The organism is Proteiniborus ethanoligenes, from assembly GCF_900107485.1.
Lineage (GTDB): Bacteria > Bacillota > Clostridia > Tissierellales > Proteiniboraceae > Proteiniborus > Proteiniborus ethanoligenes.
The window spans coordinates 38,623-57,450 of sequence record NZ_FNQE01000001.1 but is presented as its reverse complement, the minus strand read 5'-3'; the positions used below and the strand labels follow the sequence as shown (position 1 = coordinate 57,450).

General features: G+C 31.9%; 19 protein-coding genes. All 19 read right to left on the bottom strand.

Going from position 1 to position 18,828, the window contains the following annotated elements; translation table 11 throughout:
- Positions 1-98: 98 nt before the first annotated feature.
- The 19 genes from BLV37_RS00275 to BLV37_RS00185 all read right to left on the bottom strand — a co-directional run bounded on the left by BLV37_RS00275 (position 99) and on the right by BLV37_RS00185 (position 18,708).
- Positions 99-1,508 (bottom strand): sigma-54 interaction domain-containing protein, encoded by a 1,410-nt coding sequence (locus tag BLV37_RS00275; RefSeq protein WP_091725616.1) that lies wholly within the window; start codon positions 1,506-1,508, stop codon positions 99-101.
- Positions 1,509-1,534: 26 nt separating this feature from the next.
- The gene (gene pgeF / locus BLV37_RS00270) at positions 1,535-2,359 is read right to left on the bottom strand and encodes a peptidoglycan editing factor PgeF (RefSeq protein WP_091725613.1); all 825 of its coding nucleotides are present in this window, start codon (positions 2,357-2,359) and stop codon (positions 1,535-1,537) included.
- Between the two features lie 54 nt (positions 2,360-2,413).
- Entirely contained in the window at positions 2,414-2,869 is a 456-nt protein-coding gene (nrdR, locus tag BLV37_RS00265) for a transcriptional regulator NrdR (protein WP_091725609.1), read from the bottom strand.
- A 105-nt stretch (positions 2,870-2,974) separates the two neighbouring features.
- Positions 2,975-3,256: a YlmC/YmxH family sporulation protein gene (locus BLV37_RS00260; RefSeq protein ID WP_091725607.1), complete on the bottom strand. Its 282-nt coding sequence runs from the start codon at positions 3,254-3,256 to the stop codon at positions 2,975-2,977.
- Between the two features lie 105 nt (positions 3,257-3,361).
- Complete coding sequence (gene sigG / locus BLV37_RS00255; protein WP_091725604.1) at positions 3,362-4,135, bottom strand: RNA polymerase sporulation sigma factor SigG; 774 nt, start codon at positions 4,133-4,135, stop codon at positions 3,362-3,364.
- A 226-nt stretch (positions 4,136-4,361) separates the two neighbouring features.
- The gene (gene sigE / locus BLV37_RS00250) at positions 4,362-5,093 is read right to left on the bottom strand and encodes an RNA polymerase sporulation sigma factor SigE (RefSeq protein ID WP_091725601.1); all 732 of its coding nucleotides are present in this window, start codon (positions 5,091-5,093) and stop codon (positions 4,362-4,364) included.
- Entirely contained in the window at positions 5,094-5,999 is a 906-nt protein-coding gene (gene spoIIGA, locus BLV37_RS00245; RefSeq protein WP_244270420.1) for a sigma-E processing peptidase SpoIIGA, read from the bottom strand.
- Positions 6,000-6,145: 146 nt separating this feature from the next.
- Complete coding sequence (gene ftsZ, locus BLV37_RS00240; RefSeq protein ID WP_091725594.1) at positions 6,146-7,237, bottom strand: cell division protein FtsZ; 1,092 nt, start codon at positions 7,235-7,237, stop codon at positions 6,146-6,148.
- A gap of 22 nt (positions 7,238-7,259) precedes the next feature.
- Positions 7,260-8,507 carry a cell division protein FtsA gene (gene ftsA / locus BLV37_RS00235; RefSeq protein ID WP_091725591.1) on the bottom strand — a complete coding sequence of 416 codons (1,248 nt, stop codon included), beginning with the start codon at positions 8,505-8,507 and terminating at the stop codon, positions 7,260-7,262.
- Positions 8,508-8,612: 105 nt separating this feature from the next.
- Positions 8,613-8,951, bottom strand: a complete 339-nt coding sequence (locus tag BLV37_RS00230; protein ID WP_208975164.1) for a small basic family protein — start codon at positions 8,949-8,951, stop codon at positions 8,613-8,615.
- A gap of 8 nt (positions 8,952-8,959) precedes the next feature.
- Positions 8,960-9,694, bottom strand: coding sequence for a DUF881 domain-containing protein (locus BLV37_RS00225; protein ID WP_091725585.1), 735 nt, complete (start codon positions 9,692-9,694; stop codon positions 8,960-8,962).
- A 19-nt stretch (positions 9,695-9,713) separates the two neighbouring features.
- On the bottom strand, positions 9,714-10,448 hold the full coding sequence (locus BLV37_RS00220; protein WP_091725582.1) for a DUF881 domain-containing protein: 735 nt from the start codon (positions 10,446-10,448) through the stop codon (positions 9,714-9,716).
- A gap of 10 nt (positions 10,449-10,458) precedes the next feature.
- Entirely contained in the window at positions 10,459-11,220 is a 762-nt protein-coding gene (locus tag BLV37_RS00215; protein WP_176967799.1) for a cell division protein FtsQ/DivIB, read from the bottom strand.
- Positions 11,221-11,272: 52 nt separating this feature from the next.
- Positions 11,273-12,523: a UDP-N-acetylglucosamine 1-carboxyvinyltransferase gene (murA, locus tag BLV37_RS00210; RefSeq protein WP_091725576.1), complete on the bottom strand. Its 1,251-nt coding sequence runs from the start codon at positions 12,521-12,523 to the stop codon at positions 11,273-11,275.
- A gap of 112 nt (positions 12,524-12,635) precedes the next feature.
- Positions 12,636-13,739 (bottom strand): undecaprenyldiphospho-muramoylpentapeptide beta-N-acetylglucosaminyltransferase, encoded by a 1,104-nt coding sequence (murG, locus tag BLV37_RS00205; protein WP_091725573.1) that lies wholly within the window; start codon positions 13,737-13,739, stop codon positions 12,636-12,638.
- Positions 13,740-13,744: 5 nt separating this feature from the next.
- Positions 13,745-14,854 carry a putative lipid II flippase FtsW gene (ftsW, locus tag BLV37_RS00200; RefSeq protein WP_091725570.1) on the bottom strand — a complete coding sequence of 370 codons (1,110 nt, stop codon included), beginning with the start codon at positions 14,852-14,854 and terminating at the stop codon, positions 13,745-13,747.
- Between the two features lie 2 nt (positions 14,855-14,856).
- Positions 14,857-16,215 carry a UDP-N-acetylmuramoyl-L-alanine--D-glutamate ligase gene (murD, locus tag BLV37_RS00195; RefSeq protein WP_091725568.1) on the bottom strand — a complete coding sequence of 453 codons (1,359 nt, stop codon included), beginning with the start codon at positions 16,213-16,215 and terminating at the stop codon, positions 14,857-14,859.
- A gap of 24 nt (positions 16,216-16,239) precedes the next feature.
- Positions 16,240-17,205, bottom strand: coding sequence for a phospho-N-acetylmuramoyl-pentapeptide-transferase (gene mraY, locus BLV37_RS00190; RefSeq protein ID WP_091725565.1), 966 nt, complete (start codon positions 17,203-17,205; stop codon positions 16,240-16,242).
- A 45-nt stretch (positions 17,206-17,250) separates the two neighbouring features.
- Positions 17,251-18,708: a UDP-N-acetylmuramoyl-L-alanyl-D-glutamate--2,6-diaminopimelate ligase gene (locus BLV37_RS00185; protein WP_091725563.1), complete on the bottom strand. Its 1,458-nt coding sequence runs from the start codon at positions 18,706-18,708 to the stop codon at positions 17,251-17,253.
- Positions 18,709-18,828 lie beyond the last annotated feature (120 nt).

Sequence of the window (18,828 nt, the reverse complement as noted above, 5' to 3'; positions counted from 1 at the left end):
ATATTTTACATTAATAGTATTTTAAAGTACTGTCTTATATGCTAAATAAAATAAAAAACCGCAATTTTATTTGCGGTTATATGCAAAAGAATTTGCGGTTATAATGGTATTCTATATTTTTTAATCTTGTGCTGTAGTGTTTGTCTTTTAATTCCTAATAATCTAGCTGACTCTGAAATATTATAGGCTGCCTGGTCAAGTGCATCTTGAATTAAACTTTTCTCCACATTAAGTATTATATCTGGCAATGGTTTATGAGAATGAATTAATTCATCATAGTTAGGCTCCTTATCCATTATACTGGGCACAAATCCATAAAAATGCTCCTTTTTAAGAACATGCTCGTCATTAGAGATATAATTCATTGCTCCTTCAATTAGGTTTTCTAGCTCTCTTACATTGCCTTGCCAGGAATGCTTCATAAATTCCTGCATTAAATCTTTTGAAATCATCCAAACATCTTTGTTAAGCTTTCTGTTGTAATGCTTGATAAAATGTTCGCACAATAGCTTAATATCATCTCTTCTTTCTCTTAAAGGTGGAACTCTTATAGAAACTACATTAAGTCTATAATATAAATCTTTTCTTATGGTTCCCTTGCTTACAGATTCTAAAGGTTCTTCATTTGTAGTAGCTATTATCCTTACGTCTATTGGTATATCTTTTAGCCCTCCTACTCTTCTAATATATCCTTCTTGGAGCACTCTCAAAAGCTTTGCTTGCAGTGACATTCCCATTGAATTTACTTCATCTAATAATATGGTTCCACCATTTGCTTGCTCAAATAAGCCTGGTCTATCTACTGCACCAGTAAAGCTACCTCTTACAGTTCCAAATAGGATGCTTTCTAAAAGAGATTCAGGAAAGGCAGCACAATTCTGCCCTATAAAGGGCTTGCTTTTACGAAGGCCATCATAATGTATACTTTGAGCAAAAAGCTCTTTTCCAGAGCCAGTTTCTCCGAAAATTAATACACTGGAAGATGAATCCTTTGCTTTCCTTGCAATATCAATTGCCTTTAAAAACTCTTCATTGCGTCCTATAATGTGGTCAAATACATAATGATTAGATATAGAGGGTATGTCCTTTTTATTATCTCCAATTAGCTCTATTTGCAAGTCTACAAGCTGCTCAGAAAGCTTCTGAATATTAGTTACATTTTTGGCAATCTCTAAGGCTCCTAATATAGTATTGTCACGATTTATAGGAATAGTAGTATTTACTGTAGTTATTTTCTGTCCCTTATAGTTTAAATAGGTCTGAGTTCTATTTATTATACTTTCACCAGTCTTTATAACACTTAATAATGTACTTGTATTTTCGTTTAAGCTAGGGAATATTTCTAATAACTGTCTGTTCATAGCTTTTTCTCTTTCTATTCCCTCAAGCTTTGCCATGGTTTCATTGTAAAATACAGTTTTACCATTCGAGTCTATTACATGAATTCCCACATCAATATGCTGCAAAACTTTTTGCAGTAAAATTTTTTCAAACTCATGTGACCTCATGAAATCATTCCCCTTTTATTATTTGACTAAATAAGCTGTATAAATGCAGCCATTCTACCAGTATTCCCTTGTTCATTTCTATAGGAAAAAAACTTTTCCGTATTGCAGCTCGTGCATAAATTACTTATTGTAATATTTCTACTTAATATCCCATTTTCCTTTAATATAATTTCATTTGCTTTCCAGAGATCTAACTGCCACGTATATATATCTTGGTTACTGAAAATACCTATTGTATTAATAAAATTATTATTAAATTGATCATGTACATCTTTTTTTACTGAATAACAACAGGTTCCAATTGAAGGGCCTATGCCTACTAATATATCCTCTGGATTAGAACTGTAAGTACTAACCATAGTTTTAATCATTTTTTCTCCTATTTTGGCTACAGTACCTTTCCAGCCTGCATGAGCAACACCAGCTACTTTTTTAGCCCTATCTAAGAAAAATAAAGGAACACAGTCTGCATAAAAAGTAAATAACATAATCCCCTTCACATTTGTTAGTAATCCATCTATTTCCTTAAAATCCATTGGCTTAACTAGTCCTTTTCCTCCGTCATCTTCCGTTATTATTCTAATGTTTGTTCCATGAACTTGATCTGACAATACCATTTTATCCATAGGTACCTCTAATGCATCTGAAATAGTTTCAAAGTTTCTCACTATATTTTCCTCATTATCTTCAGTGTTCAATCCTAAATTTAAGCTATGAAAGGGATGGGGACTAGCACCTCCTATCCTAGTAGTGAATCCATGCTTTACAATTCTAGTTTCTTCAAAGCTAGGTATAGTATAAAATTCTATTTCTTTTTGTCTATTTAATCTAAAGCCTATGTTTGCACTCATTTTAGCACCTCACCAAACTATTACTCTGTTATGATAAAAGGACTCATAAGAGTCCTATTTTTCATCAAGTAGTTTTTTTAGTTCATCCATAAAAGTATTTATATCCTTAAACTGTCTATAAACAGATGCAAATCTAACATATGCAACCTCATCTGTATTTTTAAGCTTATTCATTACCATTTCACCAATGAGCTGAGTAGTTATTTCTCTTTCCATTGAGTTAAATAAGTTTTTTTCTATTTCGTCTACTATTTCCTCTATTCTTTTCATAGAAACTGGCCTTTTTTCACATGCTCTTATTATACCGTTTAATAGCTTGTTTCTATTGTATGCTTGTCTATTTCCATCTTTCTTTATGACCACTAGTGGAATGTCTTCTATCTTTTCATAAGTAGTAAATCTCTTACTACATTTAATACATTCCCTTCGTCTTCGAATAGCTTGTCCTTCATCAGTTGGTCTGGAATCTATTACCTTGGATTCATAATAATCACAATAGGGACATTTCATGTTTGTTTCCCCTCCTTTTAGCCAAAGTCTTAATCAAATTATATTATATCTTTTATTATGTGTCCATATATAAACAGTTTTAAGCCCTATATATTTTTCTCTTTGCTATTCTTTTTTATTTTCATCTCCATAATATAAATAATCCTCTGTGTTTAAATTAAGATCTACTAATATAACATCGCTGCCTATTCTTACAATGTTTTGCCATTTAATTACATAGTCTAAGTTCTTCCCAAATAAGCCTAATATCCTACCTGGTCCTGGAAGCATAATAGCTTCTACAGTTCCCTTTTCTAAGTTCACTTCAATATCAGATATTAAACCTAATCTAGTACCATCCCTTACATTTATTACTTCCTTCTCACGTAAATCAGTTGCCTTTACCATTGCTTATCACCTTCTTCTAATTTATCTCTATAATATATATGCTACAATTACCTCTATTATTATTCCTAATATTTTGTTGTGAAAGCAATGGTAAAAGAAAACATGTTATATTAATTTTCTCATGTGCTTTAACGCATTTTTTTCAAGTCTTGATACTTGAGCTTGAGATATTCCTATTTCCTCTGCAACCTCCATTTGTGTTTTGCCTTCATAAAATCTTAAGTTTAAGATCAGTTTTTCTCTGTCATTTAGCTTTCTAATAGCTTCTCTTAATGCTATTTCTTCAAGCCATGTTTCATCTTCACTTTTTTCATCACTAACCTGATCCATGACATATATAGCATCTCCACTATCGTGATATATAGGTTCAAACAATGAAATAGGATCTTGAATTGCATCTAGTGCAAATACTACCTCTTCCTTAGGTAGCCCTAATACTTCTGCTATCTCAGTTATGGTTGGCTCCTTTGAGTTTTTATTTATGAGCTGATCTCTAGCTTGTAATGCTTTATATGCAATATCTCTTAAGGATCTGCTTACTCTTATTGAATTATTATCTCTTAAATATCTTCTGATTTCCCCGATAATCATGGGAACTGCATAGGTTGAAAATCTAACGTTTTGAGATAAATCAAAATTGTCTATTGCCTTTATTAATCCTATACATCCTACCTGGAACAAATCATCAACATGTTCTCCTCTTTTACTAAATCTCTGTATAACACTTAGTACTAGCCTTAAATTTCCTCTCACAAATTCTTCTCTTGCAGTCATATCGCCTGCATGTATCCTATCAAATAACACTCTCATTTCTTTATTAGTAAGTACAGGTAATTCTGATGTGTTTACTCCGCATATTTCAACTTTGTTTATATGCATATAAGTAATTCATTCCTTTCATGATGTTTTGCCCCTTTTACATAAAAATTATTGCCTTTTTAATTGTTTATTATTCAACAATTAATGTAAATAGATTAAGTTATTGTAAAATAAAAATGAGATTCAGCATATTATTCCTAGTTACAAACCATACATAACTAAAAACAATATTGATGAACCTCAGTCTACCTGTACTATTAATGTATTTTTCTTATTTTTTGATTTTTTATACCATTTTGCTGATTTCTTTTTTTAATCTTTTAATTATTCTCTTTTCCAATCTGGATATATATGATTGTGAAATCCCTAATAAATCCGCTACTTCTTTCTGAGTTTTTTCCTCACCATTTTCTAAACCAAATCTAAGCTCCATAATTTTCTTTTCCCTATTGGAGAGTTTGCAAATTGCTTGGTTTAACAAGCTCTTATCTACCTCTTCCTCTAAATTTTTGAATATAATATCATTGTCTGTGCCTAATATATCTGATAATAATAGCTCGTTTCCATCCCAATCAATATTTAATGGTTCATCAAAGGATATCTCTGCTTTAGCTCTACTATTTCTTCTAAGATACATTAAAATTTCATTTTCTATACATTTCGAAGCATATGTAGCAAGCTTAATTTTTTTATCAGGATTAAATGTATTTACAGCTTTTATTAGTCCAATAGTACCTATTGAAACTAAATCTTCTACTCCAATTCCTGTATTTTCAAATTTTCTTGCAATATAAACTACTAGTCTTAAATTCCTTTCTATTAAAATAGTCCGAATAGTATCATCCTCATTAAGTCTTGAAACAAGGTAGTTCTCTTCCTCTTGAGTCAATGGTGGTGGCAATACTTCACTTCCACCAATATAGAAAACCTCAGACTCATCATATAAGCCTATTTTTCTTAATATTTTTATATAATATATTCTTATAATTAATTTTAGCTTGTATATTCTTTTCTTCACTTATACTACCTCCTTTTCTATAAACATTTCAGGATGAAGTAATGCAACATAGTTATGGTCATTTGATAAGGTATTATTATATATACCTACAATTATGTCACAAAATATTTTATCTTCATCATCTTTAACTATCACTTTGTCTGGCTTAAATCCTATTAGCATTCCATTTTCCTTACCCAAGGATTTGTAAGGTATTAGCCTAAACTTTATGTTAGTCATGTTTTCAACCATTATTGCAGAAATAGTTTCTAGGTCGTTTTCCTTATATCTTTTAAAAATATCTTGTACCTGTTCAGGTAATAGCTCTTTGATAGCATTAAACTGTATTATTATTACTGGTGTCTTAGTAACAGGATCTCTTAACATATTTCCAGTATCTAAAAGTCCTACTATTTCAACACTTTTACTATTTAAGCCTACAACAATTGGAATAAAGGTTTTACCCTTTGCTAAAAAGGTATGGATATATCCCCATACGGTTTTAATTAGAGTGTATGAAACAAATATTGCAAGTGCTAATAGCTTCACTGGAAAATCCTTAATATAAAATATACCATTACCAGCGTAGGTCTCAGCTTGAGCTAAGTAGAATAAAGCCAATGATGCACCAGCAAATATAAAAGCCATTACATAAAAGGTTGAAATAAGCCTAATAAACTTTTTAAGCTTAGATGGATTGAATCCAACTATTATTATTAATATAGAGACAGAGATTTTAATAATAAATTTTGTCATGAATTTTAATGAAGGAAAGAATATGACTAAAGAATATATTGCCCCAATAAAAGAAGCCAATAATACTCTAATATTATTTGCTTCTGTTTTAGTAAATTTTTTTGTTAAATGCAGTAGAATATAGTTAATCAGCATATTCTCCAATAAAAGGTATTCAGCATATATGTACAAAATATTGCCCCCTCTATTGTACATTCATATTCTATTTAACTTTTATTCAATAACCTTTAATATTATGTCTATTATAATATATGTAATATTAGAATTCTGTCACTTATTGAAGTCGAAAAAAAACTCTTTCTAGAAACTAGAAAGAGTTATTTATCTCTTCTTCTTAAAAACGTCGGAATATCGAGATCGTCATTATCAAGTTGCTTTGTATCTGGCATAACCTTTTCTTTAACCTTATCGCCAGTGATTGACAATTTTTGCGTTTCCACAGGAGCTTGTTTTTTAATGTTGTCGAATCCTGTAGCAATTACGGTTATTTTTATTTCATCTTTAAGATTATCATCAAGCCCAGCACCAAAAATAATATTTGCGTCAGGGTCAACTGATTGTCTAATTAAATCAGCAGCCTCATTGACTTCAAAAATTCCTAGGTTTGGCCCCCCTGTAATATTTAATAATACACCCTTTGCTCCTTCAATTGAAGTTTCAAGTAAAGGACTATGTATTGCCTGCTTAGCAGCTTCTGTTGCTCTATTTTCTCCACTAGCTTTTCCAATTCCCATATGCGCAAGACCCTGATTAGACATAATAGTTTTAACGTCAGCAAAGTCTAAGTTAATCAATGCAGGAACTGCTATTAAATCGGATATACCCTGAATTCCTTGTCTTAGAACGTCATCTGCTATGCAAAATGCTTCTACAATAGAAGTTTTTCTCTCTGCCACCTGTAATAATCTATCATTAGGAATAGTAACTAAGGTATCAACTCTACTTTTAAGCTCTTCTATTCCCTTTTCTGCATGAATCATTCTCTTTCTACCTTCAAACATAAAAGGCTTGGTAACTACTCCTACAGTCAAAATCCCAAGTTCTTTTGCGATTTCAGCAACTATAGGTGCTGCTCCAGTTCCTGTACCACCACCCATACCAGCAGTAATAAATACCATATCGGCACCCTTTAATATTTCCATTAATTCATTTCTATTCTCTTCAGCAGCCTTAGCTCCTATCTCCGGATTAGCTCCTGCTCCAAGACCTCTTGTAAGCTTTTCACCAATTTGAACCTTTATCTCTGCTTTTGAAGAATATAATGCTTGTTTATCAGTATTTACGGATATAAATTCAATACCCTTTACTTGGCTCTCTATCATTCTATTAACAGCGTTGTTTCCTCCGCCACCTACTCCAATGACTTTAATATGAGCAAATTGTTCCACATCTACTTCAAAATCGAACATACAGTTACCCCCTTATTTAATACTAGAAATAGTCATTCCAAAGTTTTTTAAAAATCGAAACTACTTTATTTTCTTCTTTATTTCTGCTTTTATTTCTCATTCTTTTTTTCTCGACATTATTGTATTCTATATAATAATTGAATTTCCTCTTTAAAGAATAATTAATCATTCCTACTGAAGCTGAAAAAATTGGATCTTTAACTCCTAATCCACTAGGCTGTCCAACCCGTATAGGGAGGTCAAACAGTATTCTACCTAGTTCTTTGACCCCTCTTAAATAGCTTATTCCTCCTCCAGTAATAACTACACCTGCCAATATTTCGTTCTTTAGTCCTAACTTCATAAGCTCATTATTAATAATCTCAAATATTTCTCCTACTCTAGCTTCAATAATTTCTGCTAATTGCAGCTCTGGTATTTTGATTTTTTCATTCAGCCCTATGGGTGTAGCTTCAAATATATTATCATTCTTTGCTAAGCCAGTATATGCTAACCCATATTTTCTTTTAATATCCTCACTCTCTTTTACAGCAAGCCTCAGCCCTATAGAAATATCATTTGTAATGTGGTTGCCTGCTGCAGGAATAAGACCCGAATAAACAATGTTTCCATCTTTAAACACTGAAAAGTCTGTAGTCCCTGCTCCTATGTCAATGAGTAAAACTCCAAGTTCAGTCTCATCCTTGGTAAGCACTGATTCAGATGTAGCTAAAGGCTCCATAATAATGCCTAGCACTTCTAGTCCAGCCTTATTTACACTCTTCACTAAATTTTGAATTGTAGTAAGTGAGGCTGTAACTATTTCTACATCAGCTTCGAGTCTAACTCCAAACATGCCTGTAGGATCACTAATTTCGTCATACCCATCTACAATGTATTGTACTGGTACTATGTCAACAATTTGACGATCAGGGGGAACTGATATTATTGTAGCTGAATTTAATACTCTTTTAATGTCGTCTACGCCTATCTCTCTATTATCATTAGAAACAGCAATTATTCCTTTATTTCTAATAATACTTGTATAGCCACCGGGAATATTGACATAAACTTGATTTATCTCAACATCAGCCATATTTTCTGCTTGCTCTACAGATTCACTTATGGACTTGGCAGTAGACTCAATATCTACAACTACACCTTTTCTAATACCTTCACATTGAGCTTTGCCAATTCCAATAATCTGTACTTTCCCGTTTCTATCTAGTTCACTAATGATAGTGCATATTTTTGATGTTCCTATATCAATAGATGCGATATAGTCACTCATATTATTTCCCCCTTAGTTGAAGCAGATGTTATTATATATTAAATTCAATATATCTGCCTTTTTTCCTCTTTTTTTGATAAAAATAATGATTTTTATCTTGTTTCATTAATTAGTATCTTTTTTGCTAAAAAAATATCTTCTTATAATAGCAAAATTTTGGAATAGCCTCCCTCCAAAAGTAAATATAGCTGCATAATAAAGAGGTACACCAAGTCTATCCCCAACATAAGCTAAAAATGCTGCTAGTATTGCATTGCCAAAAAATCCAGATATAAATATTGCTGTATTAAATTTTTTATCAAGTGTTGCTCTTATACCTCCAAAAACTGAGTCTAAACATGCTAATATAGCAACTGATACATACAAGGAATAGCTTGCAGAGTATGTTATAGGTAAATATATTCCTATCAACACCCCCATAAGGATACCTATAAAAGCTAAAATAACCATTATTATTCACCTTCTTTTTTTGGTTTTGCATACTTAAATTCTTGATCTGTCCAATAATATCTAGGTACATATACATTGTCCTTTATAATTGCTTCAACTCTTAATTTGTAAATTTCCCTTAATTGCCAACCATAAGTATTAGGCGCGTTAATAGCAGCGTATAGCAGCTTAGGATCACCAATTGCAGTTATTATAAAGGGATTGGCAGAGCTTCTTCCGTTTACTCTTATTGTAGGACCAGCACATTTTATTTCTGATCTAGACATTACTCTTTGACCGTTAATACTGATAGCCTCTGCTCCAGCTTTTCTTAAGTCATTCAATAATATTTGAATATCTGCATCATGTATAATGTCTTCATTTATTTCTGCACCTACTATGTCCTCATCTTCATTATCAGCTATTAATACTCTTATTCCAGGTCCTTGAACATCATCTAATCCTGCTATAAGTTTAATTTCTTTTATTCCATTCAATAAGTGCTCTGAAATATCTGTTTCTTCGTTATTTATCAATTCTTCTAACTCTTCTAATTCTTTTTCTTTTTTTATTATTAATTCTTTTATGTCCTCAATTTCTTTGTTCATATTGTTTATATCATTTTTCATTATCTGTATTGACTTTAATGATACTAAATCATAATCATCAATATTTTGCTTCATTTGAAATGATAGCAGTACTCCTAGGAGAACAGAAAAAAATATAAGCCATACAATACTACTCTTTTTTTCTCCCATTGTTTAATCCCTCCAATGGTTAATTTGAAATTTCCTCTAAGGGTTTAGCATATCTAAACTCCTTTATTTTTCTATATTTAGGAATAACTATATTCTGTTCCTGTTTTATGTGTATATCTAGGTTAAGCAAGTTTTCCATGCGCCATATAATTCCACGCTTAATTCTTAATGCATTTTCTAAATCATCGGGTTTCCCAATGGCTTTTATAACAAAGGGCGGTCCAAAGGAAACTCCATTGATTTCCAAATGTTTAGCAGCTGGAACAATTTCCGTAAAACTAGTATATCTTTGTTCATTAATAGATATGGCTTCAGCTTCTGTTGCATTTATTACACTAATTATTTGAAGAAGGAATTCATAATTATCTACTATGGCACTTGAATCTTCCCCATATAAAACCTCCATTGGTGGATCGTTAATTTCAATAACTATTCCAGGCCCTTGAACACTTTCATAGCCAGCTAAAACTCTGTACTTTTCAATATCTTTATATAAATTTTCTAAATACACGTCTTTTTCAGCTTCACCTTTTTCATACTGTTTTAGCTTTGCCTCAAGATTATCTAGTTCATTTCTTATTCTATCTCTTTCATCTTGTATTTTTTTATAATCAATAGCAAGCTGTTGAGCTCTTTGAGTAGGAATTGTACTAGAGCCTATGTTGTTTTCAACAGACTTAAGCTGAATAGCTAAAATAACGCCCAATATTATGCAAACTAATATAATTAAAATATTGCTCTTAATATCTTTCATTTTCCTCCCCCTAGTCATTATCTTTTATTATGATTGCATTGTTTCCTTTATCTAGGTGAATAGCTTTGTATCTTTGATTATTGCTTTCTAACTCCTTTAATATAGCTTGAAGAAAATTCAATTTATATTTTACATCATCTAAGGTTCCAAATGCAACCTCTTGTCCATTTTCCAAATAAATGGTGATTTCTCCATCTTCATCAAATGACACCTGGTTAAAAGTTTCAGCTAGCCCTAGCTTAGTACAAGAATCAATAAATTCTAAAATCAAATTATTCATTTCATCATTATTAAAAATAATTTCTTTGCCTATCTCTGCTTCTTCTATTTCTAAATTGCTTATAGTTATACACTTATTATCTTTTTTTTCTGAAAGAATGTTTAAAATAATTCCTTCATCATCAATGTATATATAAGACCCAATATGAACTATAACAGCGGCTTCTTTTCTTTCCTCAATATGAATAGCAATTTTATTAGGTAGCTTTCTTTTCACTTTTACATTTTTTGTGTAGGGATGAAGTTTAATATTCTCTTTAGCGGATTTTAAATTAATTTTAAAAATATTCTCACCAGTAGTAACTCCCGATGCAAGTATTAGCTTATCATCAGATATTTGTTCGTTTCCAAACACCTCTATATTTGAAATATGAAAGAAGCTTGTCTTAGTATATAAAATAAAAAAAATAGAGATTAATAATAAAAATATAATAAATATAAGTCCAGTTTTTTTCTTTTTAATTTTTTTATCTATGTTGCTATTTTTTTTCATAGTAGCTCCTCCACTAAGGCTTGTCCCTTGAGCCTTAAGCAGCATAAGCTGCTTAAATTTTCTTTATATCTGCGTTTAATGCCATGAGTGCCTTTTCTAGACCATCATATCCTCTTTCAATATGATAGGTATCTTCAATAATAGAAGTGCCTTTAGCAGCTAATGCAGCTAAAACTAAGGCAGCTCCACCTCTTAAATCTTTAGATGTAACCTTTGCGCCTGTTAGTTCCTTAGCACCTTTAATTATAGCAACCTTACCAACTGTTTTTATATTAGCTCCCATTCTAATAAGCTCTTCTACATGCTTAAATCTATTCTCGAATATAGTTTCTGTAACTATGCTAGTTCCATTTGCAATACTCAGTAGTGCAATTGTTTGAGCCTGCATATCTGTTGGAAATCCTGGATAAGGTAGAGTTTGAACTGTTTCAATAGCATTTGGTCTTTTAGGTCCAATAATTTTTAAGGTAGTACAGTTATTATATATCATGCATCCAGTTTCTTTAAGCTTCGCTATTATAGATTGAATATGTTCTACCTCAATATTCTTTAAAACTACCTCTCCTCCAGTTATAGCAGAAGCTATCATATAAGTACCTGCCACTATTCTATCAGGTATAATAGTATGCTCTACGCTAGTAAAGCTATCTACACCGTCTATTCTTATTACACTTGTGCCTGCACCATGTATTTTGGCTCCTATTCCTTTGAGGAAGTTTTGAAGATCAATAATTTCAGGTTCTCGAGCAGCGTTTCGGATTATTGTAGTACCTTCTGCTCTTACTGCTGCTAGCATAATATTCTCTGTAGCACCAACGCTGGGATAATCTAGCTGTATGTCACAGCCCTTTAACTTGTCAGCCTTACAGTATAGAAAACCATGGGCTTCTTCTATTGTTGCCCCTAGCTCCTTAAGGGCCTTTAAATGCAAATCTATAGGTCTAGGTCCTATTTCACATCCTCCAGGATAGCTTATTTCAACCTCACCACATCTATTTAGCATAGCCCCCATTAATATAATTGAGGAACGCATTTCTCGTACAAGCTCTTCAGGTATTCTAATTTTAGAAATATCTCTTGAATCAACGAAAATTATATTGTCTGACCTATTGACCTTACACCCTATGGCTAATAATATCTGTTCCATAATCTCTACATCTCTTAGATTTGGAGTATTAAAAATTGTACTTGTATTATTGTTGATTACAGTAGCTGCTAGTATAGGTAGCACAGAATTTTTGGCTCCAATTACAGGAATTTCGCCAACTAATCTTTTGCCTCCCTCTATGATATACTTACTCATCCTTACACCTCCAGAATATGCTCCAAACTATATGTAAAAAACAATATATATTTATCTTATGCATATTCTTTAAAGGTGTTACAACTTACAACATTCTACATAGTTATTTATTTTATATAAATTCCTTTATAATATCTAATATTCTTTCATCTGCATTAATGATACCCATTTCTTTGCTTTTTAAGGTCATTTCTCTTAACTTTATTTTATTGGATAGTAAACCATTTATTTCTTCATTTAACAATTGACCATTTAAGTCCTTTTCAAGTATTACTATACTTGCTCCCTTTTTCTCTAATGCTCTAGCATTATATTCTTGATGATTTTCAGTTGTATATGCTTTAGGTATTAATATACTAGGTATTCCAATGGCTGTTATCTCTGCAATAGCAATGGCCCCACCACTGGTTATTATTAAATTAGCAATAGATAGAGCCTTTGGTACTTCAAAAAAATAAGGATACACTCTAATGTTTTCTTTAAACTGGTATATACCTTTCTTATTTAATTCCTCCATAAAGCCATCATAAAGTCTCTTACCTGTAACATGAATTATCTGTATGTTGTTATTATCATAATTTTTAAGGATTACATCGAGCATTGCATCATTAAGTTTCTTTTGTCCCCCACTTCCTCCAAAGGATAAAACAAAGGGTTTATCTGGTCTAATATTCAAGTCCTTGTATGCTATTCCCTTATCAAAACCTATAATATCTTGTCTAATAGGGTTACCTGTTATAACTAGCTTCTTAGAATTGTTAAAATGCTTTCTTGATTCTTCAAAGCTTCCTGCAATTTTATCTACAAATTTTGATAAAATCCTGTTTGTAGCACCAGGAAAAGCATTTTGCTCATGTATTATTGTAGGAATTTTCTTCATTGATGCCAATAATACTATTGGACCACAAACATATCCTCCAGTACCTATGACTATATCTGGTTTAAAATCGTTTATAATATTTCTACCATCCTTAAATCCTAAAAATAGTTCTCCAATGGATTTTAAGGTATCCTTTGAAAGCTTTCTTTTAAATCCTTTTACTCTAATAGTTTTAAAATCGAAGCCTTCCTTTGGTACTATCTCAGCCTCTAGTCCATTTTCTGTTCCTACATATAATATTTCTGAATTTTTATATTCCTTTTTTATTTTTCTTGCTATGGCTAGGGCTGGATAAATATGACCACCTGTACCCCCTCCAGTAATTAAAAACTTCATATTTTTCAACTCCCACTAATATCTGTATGCCTAGATATATTCAACAAAATTCCCGCTGCTCCCATATACATCATTAGAGATGTACCCCCAAAGCTTACAAAAGGCAAGGTAATACCCGTTGTAGGCATAGAAGAAGTTACAACTGCAATATGGATCATAGATTGAACAGTAATAAGTATTACTATCCCAGCTGCAAGATAACATCCAAATAAATCCTTTGTGCTTAGTGCTATTCTAATGCCTCGCCAAATAATGAGAAGAAATAGAAGAATTACTGTAACACTACCTATAAATCCAAGCTCTTCCCCAATAATTGAAAATATAAAATCATTATATGGCTCAGGTATATAGAAGAATTTTTGTCTGCTTTTCCCTAACCCAAGTCCAAACAATCCGCCAGAACCAAGTGCATAAAGAGATTGTACTGCTTGCCATCCAACATTGTCCTTTACTTCAGGTGCAAAGGGGTCTAAAAAAGCTGTAAACCTTCTAAGTCTAAATGGCTCTAGTTTTATAGCCAAATAACCGCTCATTGCTCCTATTGAGCCAAGAAACGTAAGATATATAATTTTAGTTCCTGCAATGAATAAAATACCAAACAACGATATTCCTATAGTTGCTGCAGTACCTAGATCCTTCTGAAGTAGTACCATACCACATGCAATTCCGATAATAACTAATGAAGGCAAAAAAGTTTTAAACATACTCTTCATATTGTCCTTTCTTTTAGCTAAAAATGAAGAAAGATAAATAATAGAACCCCATTTTATAGCATCTGAAGGCATGAAGGTAGTAAAACCTAGATTAATCCATCTTCTAGCTCCTTTAATCTCTATACCTAAATCAGTAAATATTAGTAATCCAGTAATAATTGAGCCTATAAATATCAACTTCGATAGTTTATCTAGCCTCCAGTAATCAAAATTCATAAAGAACAACATAGCTACTAACCCTACTCCACTAGCAAATAGTTGTTTTTTAAGGAAATGATAACCATCATCCATTTTATATAAGGAATCAGGCCAACTGGAGCTAAAAACCATTATTATTCCTATGAAAACAAGTAAAATAACGGAAATCATCAAGGTAAAGTCGCTGGCTCTTTTTTTAGCCATTATTAAGCCTCCCTTAAACTCTTTACAGCCTGCTTAAATACTTTTCCCCTTTCTTCATAGCTCTTAAACATATCCCAACTTGCACATGCAGGAGAAAGAAGTATATTGTCACCAGGTACTGCTAATTCAAAGCTTTTACCAACTGCTTCTTCAATACTACCTACTATATATATATTACTAAAGCCTTTACTTATTGCAGTTTCTTTAATTTTTTCACTAGTTTCTCCTAACAAAACTAAGGCTTTAACCTTATCTTCAAAACTATCAATAAACTCTTCAAAGCCTGTTCCTTTGTCCATGCCTCCTGCAATCAATATTATAGGCTTTTTTAAGGCCTGAATAGCTTTAATTGATGCATCTGGATTGGTACCCTTAGAATCATTGTAAAAACTAACTTCTGAAATATTGTCTACATACTCTATTCTATGCTCTACCCCTTCAAATTCTCTCAGGGTCTTTTCTATAATCTCTGGTTTTATTCCTAATGCCCATCCAATTGAAACTACTGCTAATGCATTTTCAAGATTATGTCTTCCAGGTATCCTTATATCTTTAGAATCCATGACGTAAATTGTGTTTTTTCCATCACTAATTATAATTTGATTATTGTCTATATATACTCCATTATCTAACTTATTGCCTACGCTAAAGTAAATCAAATCTGATTTAACTTCTTTGCCTATTTCTCTTAAGAGTAAATCGTCATAATTTAATATAGTATAGTCGCCTTTTTGTTGATTTTTAAGTATTTTCTTTTTTGCTTCTACATAGTTATCAAAGGTTTTATGCCAATTTAAATGGTCTGGTGTAATATTAGTTATTACACTTATTTTAGGTCTAAAAAGTTTCGTGCTTTCTAGCTGGAAGCTACTAGCTTCTATTACAAAAACATCTTCTTTCTGTGCATTGATAGTCTCCCATAATACTCCCACCCCAATATTCCCAGTAACATGACATTTTAATCCCATGTTTTTAATTAGTTCACCAGTAAGTGCTGTTGTAGTAGTTTTCCCATTAGTACCAGTAATGGCGATAAACCTGTTTTTACTTATTCTATAAGCCAGTTCAATATCTGTAATCACTTCTATATTATTATTTTTAGCATTTAATAAAAGCGGTATCTCTACAGGAATTCCTGGGCTTTTTACTATTAAATAAATATTGTCTAAGCAGATGTCATTACTACCTAACACATATTTTATATTAATATCCTTTAATTCTGCTAATTGTTCTTCAAGCTCTTCTTCTTTTTTCATATCTGTAACAATTATATTAGCTCCTAATTTATCAAGTGCTTTAGCTGTAGATACACCACTTACGGCTAAACCTAAAATCAATACATTTTTACCTTTTAACTCCATATTATTCACCTGCTTTTTCAAAAATTAACTCAAACTATATATGCCTATTAAGCACAACATTACAGTTGCTGACCAAAACACTACCACTACCTTAGTCTCTTTCCATCCTTTTTGTTCGTAATGATGATGAAGAGGAGCCATTAAAAAAACTCTTCTTCCTGTTAATTTAAAAGAAGCCACTTGAATCATTACAGATACAATTTCAGCAAAATATATACCTCCAACTATAGGTATTATTAAGGACAGGTTAAGCAGCACAGCTATTGATGAAACGGCTCCACCTAAAGCTAGAGAACCTGTATCTCCCATGAACACCTTCGCTGGATAGGAATTATGTCTAAGAAATCCAAGACAAGTACCAGCAAGAGCAGCAGAAAATACAGCTATGCTATTCATTCCAGCATCTAAAGCAACTAAACTAAAAAATGACATTACAATGAGGGTAACTCCTGAAGCCAGACCATCTAATCCGTCTGTAAAATTAACAGCATTTACAGTGCCAAGAACTACCACAACAATAAATGGAACATATAAGCGCCCTAAATCTAGATATCCATTGTCTATAAAGGGAACTATTAATTTAGTTCCAAGAACTGAATTGTTAGATTGATATATGGCTAAAATCATTGCCAGGGCAACCTGTCCAATTAGCTTTTGATATGCTCTAAGTCCTAGGGACCTTTTTAACACCACTTTTATAAAATCATCAATAAACCCAATAAATCCAAATCCAACTGTAAATATGAGCAGAACAATCATATCCCTGTTAAGCAATCCAGAAGAGATAGTTGTTATTAGGAGAGCAATTATCATTATTATGCCTCCCATTGTAGGCGTTCCACTCTTTTTAAAATGCGTCTTAGGCCCTTCTTCTCTTATGCTCTGCCCAACTTTTAATTTTTTTAATACAGGTATAAGAATAGGTCCTAATAATAATGTTATTATAAAGGATATTATAATTACCCTAATTATATCTTTATAATCTGACATGTTTTCTCCTCCAAGTGTGTTTTAATAATGTTTTCTAAAAGTATATTATAGTGTTTTCAGTGCTTCTAATACAATCTTCCTCTCATCAAAAGGAAAGGTAGTATCTCCTATAATGATATAAGATTCATGTCCCTTCCCCGCTAATAGAATTATGTCTTTTGGTTTACTATTTTTAATAGCATATTCTATAGCTTCTTTTCTATCAACAATAGCAATATAGTCACCATTGACTTTTTTTATACCCTCTATTATATGGTCTATAATTTGCTGTGGATCTTCAGTCCTAGGATTATCTGAGGTTACAATGCATAAGTCACAATGAGTACCTGCAACTTCCCCCATTGGTGTCCTCTTGCTAATATCTCTATCTCCACCTGCTCCAAAAACTATTATTTTCCTTCCTTCTGAAAAATCATCTATAACATTTAATATCTTTTCAAGAGCATCTGCAGTATGTGCAAAATCAATAATAACAGTAAAATCTTTATCTGTAGGAATAACTTCAAATCTCCCCTTAACTCCTTTTATCTGTTCCAGTCCCAATTTTATATCATTAAGGTCAATGCCATAGGCATAGGCACATGAAGCAGCGGCTAAACCATTGTATATTGTGAATTTGCCTGGTATGTTCATGTTCACCTTAATATTCCCTTTTGGGGTATTGAGAGAAAAAATTACACCAGTAGCAGAATATACTATATCTGTGGCATAAATATCTGATTCATACTCAATGCCATATGTTAATAATGGTGTGTCTAAAGTAGAGATTTCTTTAATTAGCTTTCTTCCATACTTATCATCAATATTTATTATATTGCATTTACTAGTCATATAGAAAAGTTTTTTCTTTGCATTATAATAATTTTCTATACTTTGATGATAATCTAAATGCTCCTTAGTCAAATTAGTGAATATACCTACATTAAAATCACAGTTCTCAACTCTGCTAAGCTCCAGAGAATGAGAAGACACTTCCATAACACAGCTATATGCATCAGCCTTAACCAATTTACTAAATATCCGTTGTAGCTCAAGGGATTCTGGGGTTGTGTTTTTTGTGTCTATATGAGTTCCATCTACAAAGCTCCCGACCGTTCCTATTATGCCATTTTTCTTGTTGTTCATCTTTAATATAGAATCTATAATGTATGTAATGCTAGTTTTCCCATTTGTACCTGTTACGCCTATTAGCTCGATTTTTTTTGATGGATTTCCATAAAACTCTGAAGATAATTTTGCTAAAGCTTTTCTTGTATCTTTAACTTTTATTATTACCGCATCATGGCTTATGCTTACATCTTTTTCTACAACAATTGCTATTGCTCCATTATCTAAAGCATGTTCTATATAATCATGTCCATCAACCTTAAAGCCATTAATAGCAACAAAGACATTGCCTTTTACTACTTTTCGAGAATCATATTGAATACCAGTGATCTTAATATTTGTTTCTCCAATAACTTCTTCTGCCTTTAGCTCAGAAACTAATCTATTTAAATTCATCTGTTACACCTCACAGATTAAAATCAATTACCCTATATGATAATACCACAAATTTATAAAGTATTATAGTCTACTTAAAAGGCAACTTTCAAACATTTTGCTTGAAGTTGCCTTTTAAGT